The organism is Pseudomonas gingeri, assembly GCF_013386165.1.
In the GTDB taxonomy this organism is placed as follows: domain Bacteria; phylum Pseudomonadota; class Gammaproteobacteria; order Pseudomonadales; family Pseudomonadaceae; genus Aquipseudomonas; species Aquipseudomonas gingeri_C.
This window is the reverse complement of record NZ_JACAOS010000018.1, coordinates 404,097-426,875: the sequence shown is the minus strand read 5'-3', so window position 1 is coordinate 426,875 and position 22,779 is coordinate 404,097. Positions and strand designations below refer to the sequence as shown.

Annotated in this window: 15 protein-coding genes; all 15 read left to right on the top strand. The window is 63.8% G+C overall.

Annotated features, from left to right (window positions below; all coding sequences use genetic code 11):
* Positions 1-100 precede the first annotated feature (100 nt).
* The gene (locus HX866_RS23610; protein WP_177140489.1) at positions 101-8,095 is read left to right on the top strand and encodes an Ig-like domain-containing protein; all 7,995 of its coding nucleotides are present in this window, start codon (positions 101-103) and stop codon (positions 8,093-8,095) included.
* Positions 8,096-8,269: 174 nt separating this feature from the next.
* Positions 8,270-9,694, top strand: a complete 1,425-nt coding sequence (gene ccoN / locus HX866_RS23605) for a cytochrome-c oxidase, cbb3-type subunit I (RefSeq protein ID WP_177095031.1) — start codon at positions 8,270-8,272, stop codon at positions 9,692-9,694.
* A gap of 10 nt (positions 9,695-9,704) precedes the next feature.
* Entirely contained in the window at positions 9,705-10,313 is a 609-nt protein-coding gene (gene ccoO / locus HX866_RS23600; RefSeq protein WP_177095029.1) for a cytochrome-c oxidase, cbb3-type subunit II, read from the top strand.
* Between the two features lie 3 nt (positions 10,314-10,316).
* Positions 10,317-10,514 carry a cbb3-type cytochrome oxidase subunit 3 gene (locus HX866_RS23595; protein WP_177095027.1) on the top strand — a complete coding sequence of 66 codons (198 nt, stop codon included), beginning with the start codon at positions 10,317-10,319 and terminating at the stop codon, positions 10,512-10,514.
* Positions 10,511-11,449, top strand: coding sequence for a cytochrome-c oxidase, cbb3-type subunit III (gene ccoP / locus HX866_RS23590; protein WP_177140488.1), 939 nt, complete (start codon positions 10,511-10,513; stop codon positions 11,447-11,449). The genes HX866_RS23595 and ccoP (HX866_RS23590) overlap by 4 nt, the downstream gene beginning before the upstream one ends.
* A 334-nt stretch (positions 11,450-11,783) precedes the next feature.
* Complete coding sequence (ccoN, locus tag HX866_RS23585) at positions 11,784-13,226, top strand: cytochrome-c oxidase, cbb3-type subunit I (protein ID WP_177095023.1); 1,443 nt, start codon at positions 11,784-11,786, stop codon at positions 13,224-13,226.
* Positions 13,226-13,834 carry a cytochrome-c oxidase, cbb3-type subunit II gene (gene ccoO / locus HX866_RS23580; protein ID WP_121133055.1) on the top strand — a complete coding sequence of 203 codons (609 nt, stop codon included), beginning with the start codon at positions 13,226-13,228 and terminating at the stop codon, positions 13,832-13,834. Before ccoN (HX866_RS23585) ends, ccoO (HX866_RS23580) begins: the two co-directional genes overlap by 1 nt.
* A gap of 5 nt (positions 13,835-13,839) precedes the next feature.
* Positions 13,840-14,025 carry a CcoQ/FixQ family Cbb3-type cytochrome c oxidase assembly chaperone gene (locus HX866_RS23575; RefSeq protein WP_040064652.1) on the top strand — a complete coding sequence of 62 codons (186 nt, stop codon included), beginning with the start codon at positions 13,840-13,842 and terminating at the stop codon, positions 14,023-14,025.
* Entirely contained in the window at positions 14,022-14,996 is a 975-nt protein-coding gene (ccoP, locus tag HX866_RS23570) for a cytochrome-c oxidase, cbb3-type subunit III (RefSeq protein ID WP_177095020.1), read from the top strand. Before HX866_RS23575 ends, ccoP (HX866_RS23570) begins: the two co-directional genes overlap by 4 nt.
* 336 nt (positions 14,997-15,332) lie before the next feature.
* A complete protein-coding gene (gene ccoG / locus HX866_RS23565; RefSeq protein WP_177140487.1) occupies positions 15,333-16,748 on the top strand; it encodes a cytochrome c oxidase accessory protein CcoG in 1,416 nt (471 codons plus the stop codon).
* An 11-nt stretch (positions 16,749-16,759) separates the two neighbouring features.
* Positions 16,760-17,299: a FixH family protein gene (locus HX866_RS23560; RefSeq protein ID WP_177095016.1), complete on the top strand. Its 540-nt coding sequence runs from the start codon at positions 16,760-16,762 to the stop codon at positions 17,297-17,299.
* Positions 17,300-17,465: 166 nt separating this feature from the next.
* Positions 17,466-19,871, top strand: coding sequence for a heavy metal translocating P-type ATPase (locus tag HX866_RS23555; RefSeq protein ID WP_177140486.1), 2,406 nt, complete (start codon positions 17,466-17,468; stop codon positions 19,869-19,871).
* A gap of 246 nt (positions 19,872-20,117) precedes the next feature.
* A complete protein-coding gene (gene ccoS / locus HX866_RS23550; protein ID WP_177095012.1) occupies positions 20,118-20,333 on the top strand; it encodes a cbb3-type cytochrome oxidase assembly protein CcoS in 216 nt (71 codons plus the stop codon).
* Entirely contained in the window at positions 20,326-21,009 is a 684-nt protein-coding gene (locus HX866_RS23545; RefSeq protein WP_177095011.1) for a sulfite exporter TauE/SafE family protein, read from the top strand. The genes ccoS and HX866_RS23545 overlap by 8 nt, the downstream gene beginning before the upstream one ends.
* Before the next feature lie 248 nt (positions 21,010-21,257).
* Positions 21,258-22,640, top strand: a complete 1,383-nt coding sequence (gene hemN, locus HX866_RS23540) for an oxygen-independent coproporphyrinogen III oxidase (protein ID WP_177140485.1) — start codon at positions 21,258-21,260, stop codon at positions 22,638-22,640.
* The last annotated feature ends 139 nt before the right edge of the window (positions 22,641-22,779 follow it).

Sequence of the window (22,779 nt, the reverse complement as noted above, 5' to 3'; positions counted from 1 at the left end):
TTCCTGAAAATGAAAACACCTTATCTGCCAGCCCGGACACTGCAAGGCCGGCGGTACCGACAGGGGACGCTCCCCGGTCCATTTTCAGACGAGTATTGCCATGCCTCAAGACGCCCTCACCCACGCCGAACACCCCGGCGCCAGTCGCTTTCCAGCGGACCCTGCGGTCGCGCCGATGCGTCGCAAGACGGCTACGCCGCTGCTCAGCCGTACCTTCAGCAGCCTCGACGAAGCCGTCAAGTATGCCCACGGCCAGGCCGCTTTCAAAGGTTTGCAGCGCCCCTCGTTGTTTATCCTCAAGCATGCACAAAAGGCCGAATTCACCACGACACTGGCCCTGGGCACCCCATCGATGCCCTTCGACCCGGACGCGCTCTTCGGGCGTGACGCCCAGGGCCGCCTGCAATTGCCTGAAGGTTTTGTCCTCGCCGGTCTCTATTGCCAAGCCGAGACCACCCACGAACAACTGCCGCCCCGGGAAAGCTGGCTGTACGAAAACTTTTTCAGCCCCTACGACCTGTTCGCCGGGCTCCATCACGCCCGCCGTTCGCGCCCTTCGGCGCCTGGCTCACACCCACCGCCGCTGTTTTTCGCTACCCCCGACGGGGCGCTGCTGATCTACCGCTCCGAGGACAGCGAACTGGAGCAGGCGCTGCTGCCCGAAGGCGCGGACTGGCAGGCGCGGGCCCGGCACACTCGCGAGCAACTGTTGAGCGGCGTCCTGCCACCCCACCAATTCGTCCGCACCCTCGCCGCCGCCGGCCAGTTACGGGTGTTGCACGGCAGCCACCTGTGGAACCGGCCGGGAGGAGTCGACCCGATCCATTGGGCACCGTTCGCCGACGCCGTACTGCCGGGGCTGGGTCCGAGCTTCCTGTCGGCGGACGACGCCGCCCGCCATGCCCAACAACTGATCCAGGGCGGCACCGACAAGGAGTTCGGCGGGTTGATCTTCCAGCGCCAGGACGCGAGTTTTGTGGCCACATTGCCGACCACCGGCAACGACCGCCGATTCAACAGTGATGCCCTGTATCCGCTCACCGAAACCGGCATCGCCAGCTTCCCCGCCGGGCACCGACTCCATGCCGTGTACCGTGCCAACATCAGTCTGTCGGCCGTCAGGGAGCAGAACGGCGGGCAACTCGACAAGCCCTCGATATTCTCCGAACAGGAGATGCGTCTGCGCCTGAAAAGCATCACCCCGGACGAGGTCCTGAGGACCCTCCTCGCCCGACCACAGGGAGTCAGGGCGTTTTATGCGCTGATGACCGACTCCACCATCATCAAATACATGCCCAACGGCTCTGACGAAGAGGATGCGCTGATCCCGCGTCTGCTGCCGGGCAATGACCTCAGCGACCTCGATCGGTTGCAGCCCAGCGAGTTCATCAAGTCCCTGGCCAAGACCGCTGCGCTCTACGTGGTGCGTGGCAACACCTACTGGGGCTCGCCCGGCAAGGTGCCCGGCGATTGGACGCCCTATCCACCGAAGACAGCCTCGAGCCCGGCCTTGCCGGCCTTCGGGCCGCTGTTCGACAGCGCGGATGCCGCGGCCCTTTCTGCCAACGAACGTATCAACGGCCAATACCGCGACCGGCGGATCGGCGTCATCATCAGCAACGGCCACAACCGCTACGCCGCCAGCGAACCGCTGACCGCCAGGGAACCGCTGTTCGGCACGGACCTACGCCTGCCCACGGGCGTCGATGGTTCACCGGCATTGCCGCCGGGCTATCGCCTGGCCGGTCTCTACTACAGCGCCGCCCTGTATCCACAACGTTTGCCGTGCAAGGACGTGTGGATATACCGCAACTTCTTTCTACCCAATGAGCTGCTGGCAGCGCTCAAACAGCTCGAAACTTGTCGCCCCGACCCACAGTCGCCTGCCCTGCCCTTGTACCTGAGCACCCGCGATGGCGCGCAGTTGAAATACCGCCCACTGGACATCGCCTTCGACCAATCCCTGCTCGCCGGCAGAGATCCGAGCTACGGCGAACGCCTGCTCAAGGGCATCCTCGAGCCACTGGATTTCATCCACGCACTGGCCGACAGCGGCGAGCTGAGCGTGCTTCAGCCCAGTGAATTGTGGGGCCCGGCAGGTCGGGTCAACAGCGCCTGGCAGGCCTATCATCAGTTGCAGCGGCGCGCCCTCGGCCCGCTCTTCGCCAGCGCCGACGACGCGGCGCGCCACGCTCACGGGCAGATCCCACGGCGCTACGACAAGGTCCATGGCGGAGTGATCCTGCAACGCTCGGACGGCCTGTTTGTCGCCACGCTGCCGCTGGCGTCAGCCAGCGAAATCTTCGATCACCGGCTAGTATTCCCCCTCGGCAATGGTTTTTCCCTGGAAGATCACACGATTGCCGGGACCTATAGCTCACGCCTGGGCAAACTGGATTTCTCGCTGCCAACGACAGAAGCCAAGCTGTACCTGAACCTGTTTCCGACCTGGGATATCTATCGGGCAATCAAGGATCGGGCGATTCCATTGCGTTATTTCTCCGGCCAGGACGGCTCGTTGCTCCGCTACAGCAGCCGGCACTCCGCCAACGAAACCGAACTGTTCAAGACGCTGTTGCCCTCATCGACAGACCCGCTGAACCTGATGAAAAACCCCACGGAACAGCGCTTCAAGAGCGGCCTGGACGCCGACAAGGGCGCCGTACTGACATTCGTCCGTGACCTGCTCAACGCCGCTGAGCTGCGGGTGCTGGTCCGTGGCCGCGATGTCTGGACCAGCCCCGGGAAAGTGCTGTCGATTCGCGACAGCGCCGCCGGGGTGCTGGTCGAAACGGACCACTCATCGACGGCCACTTATCCCCCCGCGTTCAGCCCGGTGTTCATGACCGCCACGGATGCCGTGCGGCATGCCCTCGCGCAAACCAACCCGAGAACCCAACGCAGCTTCGGTTTTATCTTCAAGAAAAACGAGAAAGAATACGTCGCTACCGCGCCCGCCCTCGACATCAGCGGCGACTTCGATCGAACCCTCATACTCCCGGCGGACATCGCCGTTCTCAGCCTGATCCCCGGTTATCTCCTCGACGGCCTCTATGTCTCGGAACCGCGGCGGGAGGCGCCGCCCAGCGATCGGGTCTACCAGCATTTCATTTCGCCGCGGGATTTCGCCCACGCCATCAAGACCGCTCGCGAAACGGCGATCGTGCCAGGACACCGGAGCAGCACCGCACTTTATCTGGCGACCGCCGACGGGGCCTTGTTCAGCTACGCGGTGCCATTGGTGCCCGATGCCGACGAAGTGCTGCGGGGCAGTCTCTTTCACAACGACGCTATCGATACCCAGGGCCAGCTGGAGAACGGCTCGCTGTCCGGTCGCGACTATGTTCGCCGCGTGGCCGCGAGCGGCAAATTGAGTGTCTTGCAGCCCGGTACGCTGTGGCGCCAGACCGGCCCGCTCAGCGCCACCTGGGACCCGCCCGACGACGCATCAGGCACCACCGAACGTTATGCCCTGAGTCCGTTTTTTGCCCATGCGGACGATGCCGCGCGTTATACCCATGGCAAGATCGGCCAGGGCCGAGGCGCGCTGTTGGTCAATGCGATCTATCGTTCGTCCGCGCCTGACGGCTATATCACCCTCGAACCTTTCGTCGAGGGCCAGGCGATCAAAGTCACCCGCACCCTGGCCGACCAGAAGACCCAGGCACTGGAGCAACAGCGTCTTGAACTGACCCTGGGGAAAACCCCGCTCGACGCTATTCACTATGCCAACCCCCTCGACCCGGCTCGCTACCAGGCCCGCGACACGCCCGATGCCGACTTTTTCCGCGGCGAGGATATCTGCTTCGTCACCCAGACCCTGCTGACGGACAATCTCTTCCTCAACAGCCTCTACTACTCCAGCCAGGACGGCGCCCTGCTCAAGTACGAGCCCAGGGGTTCCGGCGCCCAACGGGATTTGTGCACGCAAGTCGAAGCGGCCGGCGACAGCCGCCTCACCCCGCCCCTTTTGCGCTTGATCAACGCCGTCACCGGCGCGGGCAAGTTGAGCGTGCTGGAGGCCAGCCCGTTCTGGGAGAAAACAGGCCCGATCGCCGCCACCTGGACCCCGCCGTCGGCCATCGCCGATCGACAGCCGCGCGCCACGCGGGAGCTGGTGCCGCCGCTGATCAACAGCTTCAATATCGGCGGTATCGGCGCCACCGATGTGATCGACCCGCAACGACCATTGCCCGTGGTGATCGCCCCGCTGGAGCTGAAACCCAGGGATCGCATTGATCTGTATTGGGGCAGCCATCCCGAACCGGTCGCCAGCCATACCCAGGACAGCACACCCGGCGCCAGCCACCTGACCCTGCGGGTCGAGACCCGCTGGATCATGTCGGCGCAAGCCGTGACGGTGCGCTACGTCCTCACCCCGTTTCCCGGCGGCGCGCCGGAAACCGCCGAAACCCAGGTACGAATCAAGCTGGACGTCCCCGGCGACCCCGACACCCAATCCGCGACGCCCACCGTCAACGACAAGCTAGAATTGCCGGTGATCCTGCCTCCTGGGGTGATCGAAGACCCGGAAGGGGTCAGCGTGATGGTCAAGCGCTACGCAAACATGGCCGCCGGCGATGCGATCGTGGTGTCCTGGCATGGCCGCCTGGTGCAGCACCCACCCTTGACCGCGCCCAGCGACGAAGTGGTGGTGCCGATCGATCCCGAGATTATCCGCGAGGCCGGCAACTCCGACGCGATCATCGTGCGGTATGAGATACGCGACGGGGTCAACAACTGGTCGCGCTGGTCACGCCCGGCCCTGGTCGAAGTCGGTATCGGCGATCCGGACCTGCGTCCGCCCGTGGTCCCGCGTGCCCAGGGCCTGCAGCTTGATCTGGATGTACTCGCCGGCGCCGACGTGCAAACCCTGGTGCTGCGCTATGAAGGCATGAGCAGCGCCCAGACCCTGCGCCTGCTGGTCGAGCGGGAAACCGCCCTCGGCGCGACGCTGCCCGCCTATAGCGCGATGTTGCCCGGCAGCGACAGCGACGCCTTCGTCTCCTTCGAGGTGCCGAACGAACAGTTTCTCCTGATCATCCAGGGACAGGCGCGGTTCTACTACTACGTCGAGACGCCCAACCAGCCCCCACGCCGCTCCAGGAGCCTGCCGCTGCAGATCATCGGCCGTGCCTTGACGCTCAAGCCGCCCCGGGTGCCCGTGGCCGAAGCCAACGGCAACGTGCTCGACCCGACGCAAACCGGCGTCATTGCCCGGGTCGAGCCCTATTCGTTCATCGCCGTGGGCCAGAGCGTGAACCTGATCTGGCTCGGCACCACCGCCGCCGGCATGGAAATCCGCCACCAGGAGGCCAAGCCGGTCATCGCGACCGACCAGGACCTCGACTTCAGCATCCCGGACGACCAGGTCAGCGTGCTGGCCGGGGGCTCCGTGGTGCTGCGCTATGAAGTCCAGACCATCGCCCCGCAGCCCGTGGTGTCCCAGGCCCTGCTGTTGCCGGTCAGCGCACACCCGCTGGATCTGCCGGCACCCAAGGTGCCGGAGGCCCACGACACGCTGCTGTTCCCGTTGCAGGCGCTGATGGGCGCGACGATCCGGGTCAGCTATGCCATGCAGACCCACGACAGTATCCAGGCCTACTGGCGCGGCACACCCGGTGCCGGCACCCCGCCCATTGCTGCCAAGCCCGGCAACGCCGGCGGCAGTGTCGACTTCTCCGTGCCCGTCATGGCGGTCAGCGCCAATATCGGTAAACGCGTGGAGGTCGGTTATACCGTCAGCCGCGACGGCGTCCCCGCGCCGTCGGAGAAACTGCTGCTGGATGTCCTGCCCATCGCCCAGGAAGACCTGCCCACGCCCTTCGTTCATCAGGCACCGGACAATCAGGTCCTCGACCTCAACACCTTCAGCGGCGATGCCCACATCGAGATCAGGAAATGGCCGCATATCCAGCTCGGGCAACGGGTCTGGTTACGCGGCGAAGGTACCCGGGGCAATGGCCAGCCTTATTCCCTGGTGATTTGGCAGGCCCGGGAAATCCCCTCGATCGCCGACGTCTTCGACGACCCCGTGCCGCGTGGGGCGCTTGATCAATTGAAAGACCTGAGCGGCCTGACCTTCACCTTCAAGGTGACGTTCGATGGCAGCCCCGACGAATCCAGCGCCCTGACCTTCCCCCGGCTACGGCTGGTGGTCCGGGCCAAACAGCGGGTGCCGGGACTGGTCTTCGACACCCGCCCGGTCAGCCTGCCCGGCAAGATCTACCTGATTCCCTGCCACCCGCAGGTGCTGCCAGTCTTCGGCCCCGGCACGACGATCCAGCGCATGGCCGACGGCGGCGTACCCGGCTATCACTACAGCAGCGACAACCCGCGGATCGCCGTGGTCGACAGCAGCGGCAAGGTCAGTGTGCGCGGCAATGGCCAGACCCGCATCCGGGTCAGCGACAGTGCCGGGCAACGCAAAAGCTACGAAGTCAACGTCAGCGGCGTGGTCCAGTGCTACAACCTGGGCGAGGGCAGCAACGACGAGATCCTGCAAAAGGCCCGGCAAAAAGGCCTGGATATGCCATCGCTGGAAGAACTGATCAATATCCGTGCGGCCTACGGCAAGCGCTGGCCGTTGCAGTCGCCGCTCAAGCCGATAACCTGGTCATCGACCACAAAAGGCCCGTTGGGACTGGTGCATGGGGTACTCGACATGACCTTGGACACCGTCGAGCCGGAGCGCCCTTATATCAAGGTCACCCCCGGCCTGAGCCTGCTCTATGAAGCCAGCGGCCTGGGCATCGGTCCCGCCCTGCTGCTCGACTGCAAAAAAGCCCGGGGCTTGCCCGAGGACGCCCGGGAACTGGAGAGGCCGAGGGTCGAGGCGGCCCTGGACGACGGCCAGGGGCTGCTGCCGATCAGCGCTCTCGACGCCCCGGTGCGGGTGACCTTCCCGGTCTGGAGCAACCCTTCCACCGACGAAACCTATCAGTTGCTGTGGGGCACGGAGCTGCTGGGCAGTCCAGTGTTCATCGGCCCGGAGGATAATCCCGGGGACACCCTGAACCTGGACCTGCCGGTCGAGGCGTTGACCCACGGTAGCCATGAACTCAGGTACCGGGCCTACGACACCATCAGCCAGGCCTGGACGGATTCGTTCCCGACCCGGATCGAGGTCGACCGCGAAAAACCCGGCCAGCCATTGCTCGGGGCCATGGCCTTTCCATCCCAGGTCAACGACGGCCTGACCTCGGCGGAACTGACCCAACTGGGTAATGTGCTGCCGGGCACCATCGCCAGCTACAACGGTTTCGCGGTCGGCGACCAGGTGAGCACCTTCTGGGGCGATGTCGAGGGACCGGGGATGCAGGTCATGGAACTCAAGGCCATCGTCATCGGCTTTCCCCGCGAGTTCCTCGCCTCGCTGGGGCCGGATGCCGATTGGCCGGTGAGCTACCGGATCAGGGATCGGGCAGGCAATCTGTCGGAGCCCTCGGAAGCGGTCATCGTCAAGTTGCGACTGGCGGGCAGCGAGCGTCCCGAATTGCTGTTCGACCCGCGTCCGGTCACCCTCAGCGGCAAGCTCTACCTGGTCCCCAGCCACCCGACGGTGTTGCCCGCCTTCGGTCCGAGCACTTCGGTCCGCCGTGAGGCCAGTGGCGGTACCCCCGGCTACACCTACAGCTCGGGCAATCCGGCAGTCGCCGTGGTCGATGAGTCCGGCCTGGTTACGGTGCGCGGCAACGGCAGCACCCGCATCACGGTGCATGATCGCGGCGGGCAGATGAAAAGCTACAGCCTGTCGGTCAGTGGCGTGATCCACTGCCATGGGCTGGGGCTGGGAACCTTCGCCGGCATGCAGGCCAAAGCCAACGCCGGGCATCGGCGCCTGCCGGCGCGCGCCGAGCTGGCGGAGATCCATCGCCTCTATGGCAACCGCTGGCCCCTCGGTGCCCAACGCGAATGGCTGGCGCAAACCGAGCGGGAAACGGAGTCCGCCACGTCACGGGATTTCGGCCTGACCTGGTCCACCGACCGCGCGACCCTGGTGCCGCCGATCAAGTACTACGTGACGCACCTGCCCAGCGGCAAGGAGTCGATCCTGTTCGATCTCAGTAACGCCTATGGCCTGGGTCTGAGCTGAGGCCCGCAACCGCGCCGGTGGCCCCGTGGCCACCGGCAATTCCTGCCCCATTGACCCCCGTCAATACCACCCGCTGGCTATTTGCCCATGCTTGGCTGGCTTTTAGTCTGCCTATAACTCCAGATCCCGCGAATGCAACAACGTCGGTCGGGTCTGAACCGTGGATGGGGAACCATGAACACTTCAATCAGTACCGCCTACAACTACAAGGTGGTCCGCCAATTCGCCATTATGACGGTGGTGTGGGGCATCGTCGGCATGGGGCTCGGGGTTTTCCTCGCGGCCCAATTGGTCTGGCCCGAACTCAACTTCAACCTGCCGTGGACCAGCTTCGGCCGCCTGCGCCCGTTGCACACCAATGCGGTGATTTTCGCCTTCGGTGGCTGCGCACTGTTCGCCAGTTCCTACTACTCGGTGCAACGCACCTGCCAGACCCAGCTGTTTTCGCCGAAGATCGCGGCGTTCACCTTCTGGGGCTGGCAACTGGTGATTGTCCTGGCAGCCATCAGCCTGCCGCTGGGCTACACCAGTTCCAAGGAATACGCCGAACTGGAATGGCCGATCGATATCCTCATCGCCATCGTCTGGGTCGCCTACGCCATCGTGTTCTTCGGCACGCTGATGAAGCGCACCACCAAGCACATCTATGTCGGTAACTGGTTCTTCGGCGCCTTTATCATCACCGTGGCGATCCTGCATATCGTCAACAACCTGGAGCTGCCGGTCAGCCTGACCAAGTCCTACTCGGTCTACGCCGGGGCCACCGACGCCATGGTCCAGTGGTGGTACGGGCACAACGCGGTGGGCTTCTTCCTGACCGCCGGTTTCCTCGGGATGATGTACTACTTCGTGCCGAAACAGGCCGAGCGGCCGGTGTATTCCTATCGCCTGTCCATCGTTCACTTCTGGGCGCTGATCACCCTGTATATCTGGGCCGGCCCACACCACCTGCACTACACCGCCCTGCCGGACTGGGCGCAGTCCCTGGGCATGGTGATGTCGCTGATCCTGCTGGCGCCGAGCTGGGGCGGCATGATCAACGGCATGATGACCCTCTCGGGGGCCTGGCATAAGTTGCGCAGCGACCCGATCCTGCGCTTCCTCGTGGTGTCCCTGGCGTTCTATGGCATGTCGACCTTCGAAGGGCCGATGATGGCGATCAAGACCGTCAACGCCCTCTCCCACTACACCGACTGGACCATCGGCCACGTTCACGCCGGGGCCCTGGGTTGGGTGGCGATGATCTCCATCGGCGCGCTCTACCACATGATCCCGAAAATCTTCGGGCGCCCGCAGATGCACAGCATCGGCCTGATCAACGCGCACTTCTGGCTCGCCACCATCGGCACCGTGCTCTACATCGCCTCGATGTGGGTCAACGGTATCGCCCAGGGCCTGATGTGGCGCGCGGTCAACGAGGACGGCACGCTGACCTACTCCTTCGTCGAAACCCTGGTGGCCAGCCACCCCGGCTACGTCGTCCGGCTGATCGGCGGGGCGATCTTCTTCAGCGGCATGTGGCTGATGGCCTACAACACCTGGCGCACCGTGCGCGGCGCGCAACCCGCCGCCCTGACCGCCGCCGCGCAGATGGCCTGAGGAGCTCGCCATGAAACATGAAGTGATTGAAAAGAACGTCGGCCTGCTGATGCTGCTGATGGTGTTCGCCGTGAGCATCGGCGGCCTGACGCAGATCGTCCCGCTGTTTTTCCAGGACGTCACCAACAAGCCGGTCGAAGGCATGAAGCCCTACACCGCGCTGCAACTGGAAGGCCGTGACATCTACATCCGCGAAGGCTGCGTCGGCTGCCACTCGCAGATGATCCGTCCGTTCCGCGCCGAAACCGAACGCTACGGGCACTACTCGGTGGCCGGTGAGAGCGTCTGGGACCACCCGTTCCTCTGGGGTTCCAAGCGCACCGGGCCGGATCTGGCCCGGGTCGGCGGCCGCTACTCGGAAGACTGGCACCGCGCCCACCTGTACAACCCGCGCAACGTGGTGCCGGAGTCGAAAATGCCGGCCTATCCCTGGTTGGTGGCCAATCCCCTGGACACCAGCCTGACCGAAACCAAGCTGCGGGCCATGCGCACCCTGGGCGTGCCCTATACCGACGACGACATCGCCGGCGCCGTGGCCAGCGTCAAGGGCAAGAGCGAGATGGACGCCCTGGTCGCCTACCTGCAAGTGCTCGGCACTGCGATCAAGAGCAAGAGGTGAGTCATGGACATGAGTAGCGGAATGATCCGCGGCCTCGGCACCCTGGTGGTGTTCGTCGCCTTTATCGGCCTGGCCCTCTGGGTGTTCAACGCCAAGCGCACCTCCGAATTCGCCGAAGCCTGCATGCTGCCCTTCGCCGATGACGAGCCGCTTCCCGCCCCCCCTGAAGATTCCACTGTGACAAGGAGCACCCGGCCATGACCACCTTCTGGAGTGCGTATATCTGCGTGCTGACCATCGGCAGCCTGATCGGCCTGACCTGGTTGCTGATCGGCACGCGCAAGGGTGAAACCAAGGGCAGCGTCGACCAGACCATGGGCCACAGCTTCGACGGCATCGAGGAGTACGACAACCCGTTGCCGCAGTGGTGGTTCATGCTGTTTGCCGGAACCCTGGTGTTTGCCGTCGGCTACCTGATCCTCTACCCGGGCCTGGGTAACTGGAAGGGCATCCTGCCCGGCTACGAGAATGGCTGGACCGGCGTGCACGAATGGGAAAAGGAGATGGACAAGGCCGATGCCAAGTTCGGACCGATTTTCGCCAAGTTCGCCGCCATGCCGGTGGAGGAAGTGGCCAAGGACCCACAAGCGCTGAAAATGGGCGGACGCCTGTTCGCCTCCAACTGCGCGGTGTGCCATGGCTCGGACGCCAAGGGCGCCTACGGCTTCCCGAACCTGGCCGATGAAATCTGGCGCTGGGGCGGCAGTGCCGACACGATCAAGACCACCATCATGGGCGGACGCATCGCGGCCATGCCGGCCTGGGGCGAAATCCTCGGTGAGGACGGGGTGAAGAACGTCGCCGCCTATGTCCGTCACGACCTGGCCAAGCTACCGCTGCCGCAGGATTCCACGGCGGACCTGGCGGCGGGCCGGCAAACCTTCAGCACCACCTGCATCGCCTGCCATGGCGCCACCGGCCAGGGCAGCCAGATCATGGGCGCCCCCGACCTGACCCAACCTTCCGGCTTCATCTATGGCAGCAGCGTGACGCAATTGCAGCAGACTATCCGGCACGGTCGCCAGGGCCAGATGCCGGCCCAGAGCGAGCAGCTGGGTAACGATAAAGTACAGTTGCTGGCCGCTTACGTGTTCAGCCTCTCCCATGGCAGTCAAGGAGAAAACAAAGCCCAATAACGACTGGATATTTCCTGTCGCATCGGTCAGGATGCGACAGCTCCCCGCGTGAGCGCGACCCAGTGTCGCACCTGTCTTTTAGTCCGCCTACCCACTCCCGGGAATCGGTACTAAGCTTTGCACACCTTGATCAAACCGTATCCCCTCGCCTGCCGGCCTATCCCGGTCTTTTCGAGGCTACGTTTTGACCTTACACCTAGCATGGAAAGGCCGCAGAATCAGCGTCTCACGGTATTGACCCAGGTCATGCCGCGTTGCAATGACCCTAGGCTTTATCCATACTTGCGAGCGATTTTCACCCCTAATAAATATACTTAAACCGTGGAACCTTAGAATGAGCACAGCAATCAGTCCGACTGCTTATAACTATAAGGTAGTCCGCCAGTTCGCCATCATGACGGTGGTCTGGGGGATCCTTGGCATGGGGCTTGGTGTCTTCATTGCCTCGCAACTGGTCTGGCCGGAATTGAATTTCGGTCTGCCCTGGACGAGTTTTGGACGCCTTCGCCCGCTGCACACCAACCTGGTGATTTTCGCCTTCGGTGGTTGTGCATTGTTTGCCACTTCCTACTATGTCGTGCAGCGAACCTGCCAGGTACGACTGATCTCCGATGGCCTCGCGGCCTTCCACTTCTGGGGTTGGCAGGCGGTCATCGTCGGCGCCATGATCACCCTGCCCCTGGGTTACACCACCACCAAGGAATACGCCGAACTGGAATGGCCGCTGGCTATCCTGCTGGGGATTGTCTGGGTGGTCTACGCCCTGGTGTTCTTTGGCACCATCGTCAAGCGCAAGACCAAGCACATCTATGTCGGCAACTGGTTCTACGGCGCGTTCATCGTCGTCACCGCGATGCTGCACATCGTCAACCACGCCTCCTTGCCGGTGAGTTTCTTCAAGTCCTACTCGGCCTATGCCGGGGCGACCGACGCGATGATCCAGTGGTGGTACGGGCACAACGCCGTGGGCTTCTTCCTGACCACGGGTTTTCTCGGGATGATGTACTACTTCGTGCCGAAACAGGCCGAGCGGCCGATCTACTCCTATCGCCTGTCCATCGTCCACTTCTGGGCACTGATCACCCTGTATATCTGGGCCGGCCCGCACCACCTGCACTACACCGCCCTGCCGGACTGGGCCCAGTCCCTGGGCATGGCGATGTCGATCATCCTCCTGGCCCCGAGCTGGGGCGGCATGATCAACGGCATGATGACCCTCTCGGGCGCCTGGCATAAGCTGCGCACCGACCCGATCCTGCGCTTCCTGGTGGTGTCCCTGGCGTTCTACGGCATGTCGACCTTCGAAGGGCCGATGATGGCGATCAAGACCGTCAACTCGCTGTCCCACTACACCGACTGGACCATCGGCCACGTTCACGCCGGGGCCCTGGGTTGGGTGGCGATGATCTCCATCGGCTCGACCTACCACATGATCCCGAAAATCTTCGGGCGTCCGCAGATGCACAGCATCGGCCTGATCAACGCGCACTTCTGGCTCGCCACCATCGGCACCGTGCTCTACATCGCCTCGATGTGGGTCAACGGCATCACCCAGGGACTGATGTGGCGTGCGATCAACGACGACGGCACGCTGACCTATTCCTTCGTCGAAGCCCTGCAAGCCAGCCACCCCGGCTATATCGTTCGCGCCGTGGGCGGTGCGTTCTTCGCCAGTGGCATGCTGTTCATGGCCTACAACGTGTTCCGTACCGTTCGCGCCTCGGACCCGGCTGAAGCTGAAGCCGCCGCTCAGATCGCTGTCGCTGGAGCTCACTGATGAAGCACGAAGTAGTCGAGAAAAATATCGGCCTGCTGGCCTTCTTCATGGTTATCGCCGTGAGCATCGGCGGCCTGACGCAGATCGTCCCGTTGTTTTTCCAGGACGTCACCAACAAGCCGGTCGAAGGCATGAAGCCGCGCCCGGCCCTGGAACTGGAAGGCCGCGACGTCTTTATCGCCAACGGTTGTGTCGGCTGCCACTCGCAGATGATCCGTCCGTTCCGCGCCGAAACCGAACGCTACGGCCACTACTCGGTGGCCGGCGAGAGCGTCTGGGACCACCCGTTCCTCTGGGGTTCCAAGCGTACCGGGCCGGACCTGGCCCGGGTCGGTGGGCGTTACTCCGATGACTGGCACCGCGCGCACCTGTACAACCCGCGCAACGTCGTGCCCGAGTCGAAAATGCCGGCTTATCCGTTCCTGGTGGAAAACAAGCTCGACGGCAAGGACACCGCGAAGAAAATGGAAGTCCTGCGCACCCTAGGCGTGCCTTACACCGACGAAGACATCGCCGGTGCCAAGGATGCCGTGAAGGGCAAGACTGAAATGGACGCGCTGGTGGCCTACCTGCAAGGCCTGGGCACCATCATCAAAAGCAAACGGTGATCTGGATGGATATCGGGATGATTCGTGGCCTGGGCACCCTGGTGGTGATGGTGGCTTTTATCGGCCTGGCGCTGTGGGTATTCAGCCCGCGGCGCAAGTCGGAATTCGACGACGCAACCCTGTTGCCTTTCGCCGATGACCCCGAAGCCATCAAGCAGGTCGAAAAAGCCTCTAGGAGTAACAAAGAATGACTATGTTCTGGAGTCTGTACGTCACAGTCCTCACTCTGGGTACCATCTTCGCCCTGACCTGGTTGCTGCTGTCCACCCGCAAGGGTCAGCGCGCCGAGCAGACCGAAGAAACGGTTGGCCACTCCTTCGACGGTATCGAGGAGTACGACAACCCGCTGCCCAAATGGTGGTTCATGCTGTTCGTCGGCACCATCATCTTCGCCCTCGGCTACCTGGTTTTGTACCCGGGCCTGGGCAACTGGAAAGGCCTGCTGCCGGGCTACAGCTACCTCGATAACGATAAGCAGACGCCCTTCGCCAATGGCCAGAGCGGCTGGACCGGCGTGCACGAGTGGGAGAAGGAAATGGCCCGTTCGGATGCCAGGTTCGGACCGATCTTCGCCAAGTACGCCGCCATGCCCATCGAAGCCGTGGCCAAGGATCCGCAAGCGCTGAAGATGGGCGCGCGCCTGTTCGCCTCCAACTGCTCGGTGTGTCACGGCTCCGACGCCAAGGGCGCCTACGGTTTCCCCAACCTGACCGATGAAGACTGGCGCTGGGGCGGCGAGCCGGAAACCATCAAGACCACCATCATGGGCGGTCGACATGCGGTGATGCCGGCCTGGGCCGAAGTCATCGGCGAACAGGGCGTGGCCGATGTCGCCTCGTTCGTGCTGACCAACCTGGATGGGCGCAAGCTGCCGGAAGGGGCCAAGGCCGATCCGGTGGCCGGGCAGAAACTCTTCGCCACCAACTGCGTGGCCTGTCACGGTCCTGAAGGCAAGGGCACCCCGGCCATGGGCGCGCCGAACCTGACGCACCCGGCCGCGTTCATCTACGGTTCAAGCTTTGCGCAACTGCAACAGACCATCCGTTATGGTCGCCAGGGGCAGATGCCGGCCCAGGCGCAGTTGCAGGGCAACGACAAGGTGCACTTGCTCGCCGCCTACGTCTACAGCTTGTCCCATGGTGATAACAAACCCGCCGAATAAGCGCGTTTGAGCAAGCCCCAACGGTCCCGCCAGTGACACTGGCGAGGCCGTTTTTCATGACACGCCCGCCGTTTCCAATGGCGGAAAAACACCTGGCCAGACCTATCCGGATACACGGCCAGGCCAAGCCTGTCCACGATCTATCATCTATAGTCAATTGATCTGCGTCATGCTTTGTTACATCCGCTACAGCATTTTTGCCACGCGCCCAACGTGACCAAAGGTCGCACCCCTGGAGCGCAGGGACCGGCGTATCATTGCGCCATTGCACTACTCTTTCTGATCGCGGTCGGCACGTACTGACCGAGGCATTTCCCCCAGCCGTGGGACGCAATGATGAGCAACCAGATTCCGCTACACGACGTCACGCCACCTGCCAAACACGCCACCGAAACCGTCGACCTCTACGCTTCGCGAGAAAAAATCTACACCCGCGCCTTCACCGGCCTGTTCCGCAACCTGCGCATGGCCGGCGGTGCCGCCTTGTTCCTGCTGTACTTCGGGACGGTGTGGCTGAACTGGGGTGGTCACCAGGCGGTGTGGTGGAACCTGCCCGAGCGCAAGTTCTTCATCTTCGGTGCGACCTTCTGGCCCCAGGACTTCATCCTGCTCTCGGGCCTGTTGATCATCGCCGCCTTCGGCCTGTTTTTCATCACCGTCTATGCCGGTCGGGTCTGGTGCGGCTATACCTGCCCGCAGAGCGTCTGGACCTGGATTTTCATGTGGTGTGAAAAGGTCACCGAAGGCGACCGCAACCAGCGCATCAAGCTCGACAAGGCGCCCATGGGGGCCAGCAAATTCCTGCGAAAGTTCGCCAAGCACAGCCTGTGGCTGCTGATCGGCTTTGTCACCGGCATGACCTTTGTCGGCTACTTCTCGCCGATCCGCGAACTGGTCATCAGCTTCTTCACCGGCGAGGCCGATGGTTGGTCGTACTTCTGGGTCGGCTTCTTCACCCTCGCCACCTACGGCAACGCCGGCTGGCTGCGCGAACAGGTGTGCATCTACATGTGCCCCTATGCACGCTTCCAGAGCGTGATGTTCGACAAGGACACCCTGATCGTCTCCTACGACCCGCGCCGTGGCGAAGGCCGTGGCCCGCGCAAGAAAGGCGCCGACTACAAGGCCCAGGGCCTGGGTGACTGCATCGATTGCACGATGTGCGTGCAGGTCTGCCCCACCGGCATCGACATCCGTGACGGCCTGCAGATCGAGTGCATCGGTTGCGCTGCCTGCGTCGACGCCTGCGACAGCATCATGGACAAGATGCAGTACCCCCGCGGGCTGATCAGCTACACCACCGAACACAATCTTTCCGGGCAGAAGACCCATACCCTGCGTCCGCGCCTGATCGGTTATGCGCTGGTCCTGCTGACCATGATCGGCCTGCTGGTGACGGCGTTCTTCATGCGTTCGCTGGTGGGCTTCGACGTCAGCAAGGACCGTGTGCTGTACCGTGAGAATGCCGAAGGGCGGATCGAAAACGTCTACAGCCTGAAGATCATGAACAAGGATCAGCGCGACCACACCTATGTTCTGGACGCCAGCGGCCTGCCCGACTTGAAACTCCAGGGCAAACGCGAAATCCACGTGGCGGCCGGCGAGATTTTCAGCATGCCGATGGAACTGTCCAGCGCCCCCGAGCAACTGCCGTCGAGTACCAACGAGGTGAAATTCACCTTGCGCGATGCCGATGACGAAAGCGTTCACATTGAAGCCAAGAGCCGATTCATCGGCCCGCAAATCCGTTAAGGAAAGACACGATGCCCGCAGCCACTGCCACAAGCCCCTGGTACAAGCACCTCTGGCCCTGGATCCTGATCGGGATCATGGCCTGCTCGGTGACCCTGACCCTGTCGATGGTGACCATTGCGGTGAAGAACCCGGACAATCTGGTCAACGACAACTACTACGAGGCCGGCAAGGGCATCAACCGTTCCCTGGACCGTGAGTTGCTGGCGCAGAGTTTGAAGTTGCATGCCAGTGTGCATCTGGATGAAGTCACCGGGGAAGTCGACCTGCGCCTGCTGGGCAACAGCCAGCCGGCCAGCGTCGAGCTGAATTTGATCTCGCCGACCCAGCCGGAGAAGGATCGCAAGGTCACCCTGAACCGCAGTGCCAGCGAACCGGGGCGTTATATCGGGCAACTGGCCGACAAGATCGAAGGTCGGCGTTTCGTCGAGTTGCTCGGGGTCGAGGGTGACAAGACCTGGCGCCTGTTCGAAGAAGAGCAGATCAGCCAGGACAAGGATCTGAAGCTGGGCGATGAGCCGCTGCAAGGTGCTGAAGAGCTCGCCAAGTAAAATGTAACTGACTGACCCCGTCCCCTGTAGGAGCGAGCTTGCTCGCGAAAAGAACGTCAACGATAACGCGGGGTGTCTGAATGACCGCGGCGCGGCGACTTTTTTCGCGAGCAAGCTCGCTCCTACAAGGGACAGCGGTGCAAGACCACATTCTCCGACGGCGCCTATGACCCACCCGACTCCCTGCTACCACTGCGCCCTGCCCGTCCCCGCCGGCAGCCGCTTCACCGCTGTCGTCCTGGGCGAGCCCCGCGAACTCTGCTGCCCGGGTTGCCAGGCGGTGGCGCAGGCCATTGTCGCCGGCGGCCTGGAGCACTATTACAGCCATCGCAGCGAAACCTCGGCCAACCCCGAGAGCCTGCCGGTGCAACTGCTGGACGAACTGGCGCTGTATGACCGCGCCGACGTGCAGCAACCCTTTGTCCGCCACGACGGCGAACTCGCCGAAGCCACCCTGCTGATGGAGGGCATCAGTTGTGCCGCCTGCGGCTGGTTGATCGAAAAACACCTGCTCGGCCTGCCCGCCGTGGCCGAGGCGCGGCTGAACCTGTCCAATCACCGCCTGCAAGTACGCTGGGCGGACGGCCAACTGCCGTTGAGCCAGATCCTAGGCGAATTGCGCCATATCGGCTACGCCGCGCATCCCTATCAGGCCGACCTGGCCAGCGAACAGCTCGCCAGCGAAAACCGCAGATCCCTGCGCCAACTGGGCCTGGCCGGCCTGCTGTGGTTCCAGGCAATGATGGCGACCATGGCGACCTGGCCGGAATTCAATATCGACCTGAGCCCGGAGCTGCACACCATCCTGCGCTGGGTCGCGCTGTTCCTGACCACACCCATCGTCTTCTACAGCTGTGCGCCGTTCTTTCGCGGCGCCTTCCGCGACTTGCGCACCCGCCACCTGACCATGGATGTCTCGGTCTCCCTGGCCATCGGCAGTGCCTACGGCGCCGGGATCTGGACCGCCATCACCGGGGTCGGCGAGCTCTACTTCGACGCCGTGGGCATGTTCGCCCTGTTCCTGCTGGCCGGCCGCTACCTGGAGCGCCGCGCCCGCGAGCGCACCGCCGCCGCCACCGCGCAACTGGTCAACCTGCTGCCGGCGTCCTGCCTGCGCCTGGGGACTGACGGCCAGAGCGAACGCATTCTGCTCAGCGAACTGCGCCTGGGTGAGCGGGTCCTGGTGCACCCCGGCGCCGTGTTGCCGGCCGACGGGCGGATTGTCGAAGGCCAATCGAGTGTCGATGAGTCCCTGCTGACCGGCGAGTACCTGCCGCAACCGCGCACAACGGGAGACGCCGTCACCGCCGGCACCCTGAACGTCGAAAGCGCCCTGACCGTCGAGGTCCTGGCCCTCGGTCAGGACACCCGCCTGTCCGCCATCGTCCGCCTGCTCGACCGCGCCCAGAGTGAAAAACCGCGCCTGGCGCAGCTCGCCGACCGCGCCGCCCAATGGTTCCTGTTGTTCTCGCTGATCGCCGCCGCCGTCATCGGCCTGATCTGGTGGCAACTGGACCCGACCCGGGCCTTCTGGATCGTCCTCGCGATGCTCGTCGCCACCTGCCCTTGCGCCCTGTCGCTGGCCACCCCGACCGCCCTGACCGCCGCCACCGGCACCCTGCACAAACTCGGCTTGCTGTTGACCCGAGGCCATGTGCTCGAAGGCCTGAACCAGATCGACACGGTGATTTTCGACAAGACCGGCACCCTCACCGAAGGCCGCCTGACCCTGCGCGCCATCCGCCCGTTGCGCGAGTTGGACAGCGAGCAGTGCCTGAGCCTCGCCGCCGCCCTCGAAAACCGTTCCGAACACCCGATCGCCCGGGCCTTTGGCCGTGCTCCGCAAGCCGCCGAAGAGGTTCACAACACACCCGGCCTCGGCCTTGAAGGTCGGGTCGGTGAACACCGGCTGCGGATCGGTCAGGCGGCCTTTGTCTGTGAACTCGGCGCCTGCCCGCTGCCGCCGACACCAGACGAGGCCGGACAATGGCTGCTGCTCGGCGATCGCCGTGGGCCACTGGCCTGGTTTGTCCTCGATGACCGCCTGCGTGACGACGCCCCGGCGCTGCTGAACGCTTGCCGCGCACGGGGCTGGCGCACGCTGCTGCTGTCCGGCGACAACTCGCCGATGGTCGCCAGCGTCGCCGCCGAACTGGGTATCGACGAAGCCCGTGGCGGCCTGCGCCCGGACGACAAGTTGCAGGTGCTGCGGGGCCTGCATCGCCAGGGTCACAAGGTGCTGATGCTCGGTGACGGGGTAAATGACGTCCCGGTCCTGGCCGCCGCCGATATCAGCGTGGCCATGGGTTCGGCCACCGATCTGGCCAAGACCAGCGCCGACGCGGTACTGCTGTCCAATCGCCTCGGCGCCCTGGTGCAAGCCATCGGCCTGGCCCGACGGACCCGACGGATTATCATCGAGAACCTGATCTGGGCCAGCCTGTACAATGGCCTGATGTTGCCGTTCGCCGCCCTCGGCTGGGTCACCCCGGTGTGGGCCGCGATCGGCATGTCCATCAGCTCGCTGACCGTGGTCCTAAATGCCTTGCGTCTAACGCGCCAGATCACGTGAAAACTACTGCGCTCGGAAATGCTGCGTTAAAAGCAGGCTCGGACGAACGAAGTGAGAACGTCCGAAGGACGGCCCGGAGGGCGAACGAAGTGAGTAATGCTCATTTACAACCAGTAAACTCCGCTTCCTCGCCTGCTTTTGCCTTGCCTTTCCTTCGCTCGCTACGTTTTCACGCGATCTGGAAGTGATAGTTTATGAAAAAGCAAAGCCCGCTGCCGGCCTGAGCCGCGCGGGCACGGAGTTCCCATGCCAGCTCTCTACGTGATGATCCCCGCCGCGCTGCTGATCGTGGCCATCGCCGTCTATATCTTCTTCTGGGCCGTGGACAGCGGCCAGTACGACGACCTCGAAGGCCCGGCCCACAGCATCCTGTTCGACGACCAGGACCCGAAACACACCGCCGCCGTCGAAGAGGTCAAGCCCACCGTGGACAAGCACGACAAGGCCCCGCCCCATGTTTGAGCTGGCGCCCCTGCTGGTCTCGGCGCTGATTCTCGGCCTGCTTGGCGGCGGTCATTGCCTGGGCATGTGCGGTGGCCTGATGGGCGCCCTGACCCTGGCGATTCCCAAGGAACAACGCAGCCGACGCTTCCGGCTGCTGCTGGCCTACAACCTCGGACGCATTCTCAGCTATGCCAGCGCCGGCCTGCTGATCGGCCTGGCCGGCTGGGCCGTGGCCAGCAGTCCGGCGGCGCTGTTTCTGCGGGTGATCGCCGGCCTGCTGTTGATCAGCATGGGCCTGTACCTCGCCGGCTGGTGGAGCGGCCTGACCCGCATAGAAAGCCTCGGACGCGGCCTGTGGCGGCATATCCAGCCGCTGGCCAACCGCCTGCTGCCGGTGTCGAGCCTGCCCCGGGCCTTGCTGCTGGGCGCGCTCTGGGGCTGGCTGCCGTGCGGATTGGTCTACAGCACCCTGCTCTGGGCGGCGAGCCAGGGCAACGCCGTCGACAGTGGCTTGTTGATGCTGGCTTTCGGCCTCGGCACCTGGCCGGTGCTGCTGGCCACCGGGCTGGCGGCGGAACGGGTCACGGCGGTGCTGCGCAAACGCAGCGTGCGCATGAGCGGTGGCCTGCTGGTGATCCTGTTCGGCCTGTGGACCTTGCCGGGACCGCATCAGCATTGGCTGATGGGGCACTAGACCCGGAACGCGTATCTGTAGGAGCCGGCTTGCTGGCGATCCAGGCGACTCGGTTTGACAGAACACCGCGTCGATACCATCGCCAGCAAGCCGGCTCCTACAAGGGCCGCGTCGATCGTCGTGGCGCGTTGGCAGGCAAGACGGCATCTACAGTTATCGCCTCCAGGCACCCTTGATGCAAATCAACATGGCCCCTGCCCGATCCCCCTAGACTCCGGATATTGCAGCCAATCCGGGGGAACGCCCGCATGCTCGACGCCATTCGTTGGGACTCAGATCTGATCCACCGCTACGACCTCGCGGGACCGCGCTACACCTCCTATCCCACCGCCGTGCAGTTCAACAGCCAGGTCGGCACCTTCGACCTGCTCCACGCCCTGCGCGACAGCCGCAAGGCCCTGCGGCCCCTGTCGTTGTATGTGCACGTGCCGTTCTGCGCGAACATCTGCTACTACTGCGCCTGCAACAAGATCATCACCAAGGACCGCGGTCGCGCCCTGCCCTACCTGCAACGCCTGGAACAGGAAATCCAACTGGTGGCCTGCCACCTGAACCCGGCGCAGAAAGTCGAGCAACTGCACCTGGGCGGCGGCACCCCGACCTTTCTCAGCCATGACGAACTGCGGCAACTGATGACCTGCCTGCGCCAGCACTTCAACCTGCTGGACGACGACTCCGGCGACTACGGCATCGAAATCGATCCGCGGGAAGCCGACTGGTCGACCATGGGCCTGCTCCGCGAACTGGGTTTCAACCGGGTCAGCGTCGGCCTGCAGGACCTCGACCCGACTGTGCAACGGGCGGTCAACCGCCTGCAAAGCCTGGAGGAAACCCGCGCGATCATCGAGGCGGCGCGGACCCTGCAGTTCCGTTCGATCAATATCGACCTGATCTACGGCCTGCCCAAGCAGACCCCGGATCACTTCGCCCGCACCGTCGACGAAGTGATCAACCTGCAACCCGATCGCCTGTCGGTGTTCAACTACGCCCACCTGCCCGAGCGCTTCATGCCGCAGCGGCGGATCAACGGCAACGAGTTGCCGGCCCCGGCCGACAAGCTGGAAATGCTCCACCGCACCATCGAGCAACTCACCGCCGCCGGCTACCGCTATATCGGCATGGACCACTTCGCCCTGCCCGACGACGAACTGGCGATTGCCCAGGAGGAGTCGACCCTGCAACGCAATTTCCAGGGCTATACCACCCACGGCCATTGCGACCTGATCGGCCTCGGCGTGTCGGCCATCAGCCAGATCGGCGACCTCTACTGCCAGAACAGCAGTGACCTGAACCAGTACCACAACACCCTCGCCGGCGCGCAACTGGCCACCAGCCGTGGCCTGCTGTGCAACGCCGACGACCGCCTGCGGCGGGCCGTGATCCAGCAGATCATCTGTAACTTCAGCCTGGAATTCGCCGCTATCGAGCGCCAGTTCAATATCGACTTCGGCGGTTACTTCGCCGCGCTCTGGCCCCGTCTGACGGAAATGTCCGCGGACGGCCTGATCGAACTCGACCGCGAGCGGCTCACGGTGCTGCCAGCGGGACGCCTGTTGGTGCGGTCGGTGTGCATGGTGTTCGATGCCTACCTGGAACAGCAGAACCGCCAGCGTTTTTCACGGGTGATCTGAAGGATCGGGTGGCGCTGGGTTGCCAGGCCGCGGATCTGTGGAGCACGGCTCAGGCAAAACCCACCGGAAAGGTCACGGTGGCCTGCGAAACAGGTGCGCCATTTTGGCGCAGGCTGGTCCGAGCGGCCCTTGCTGGGTT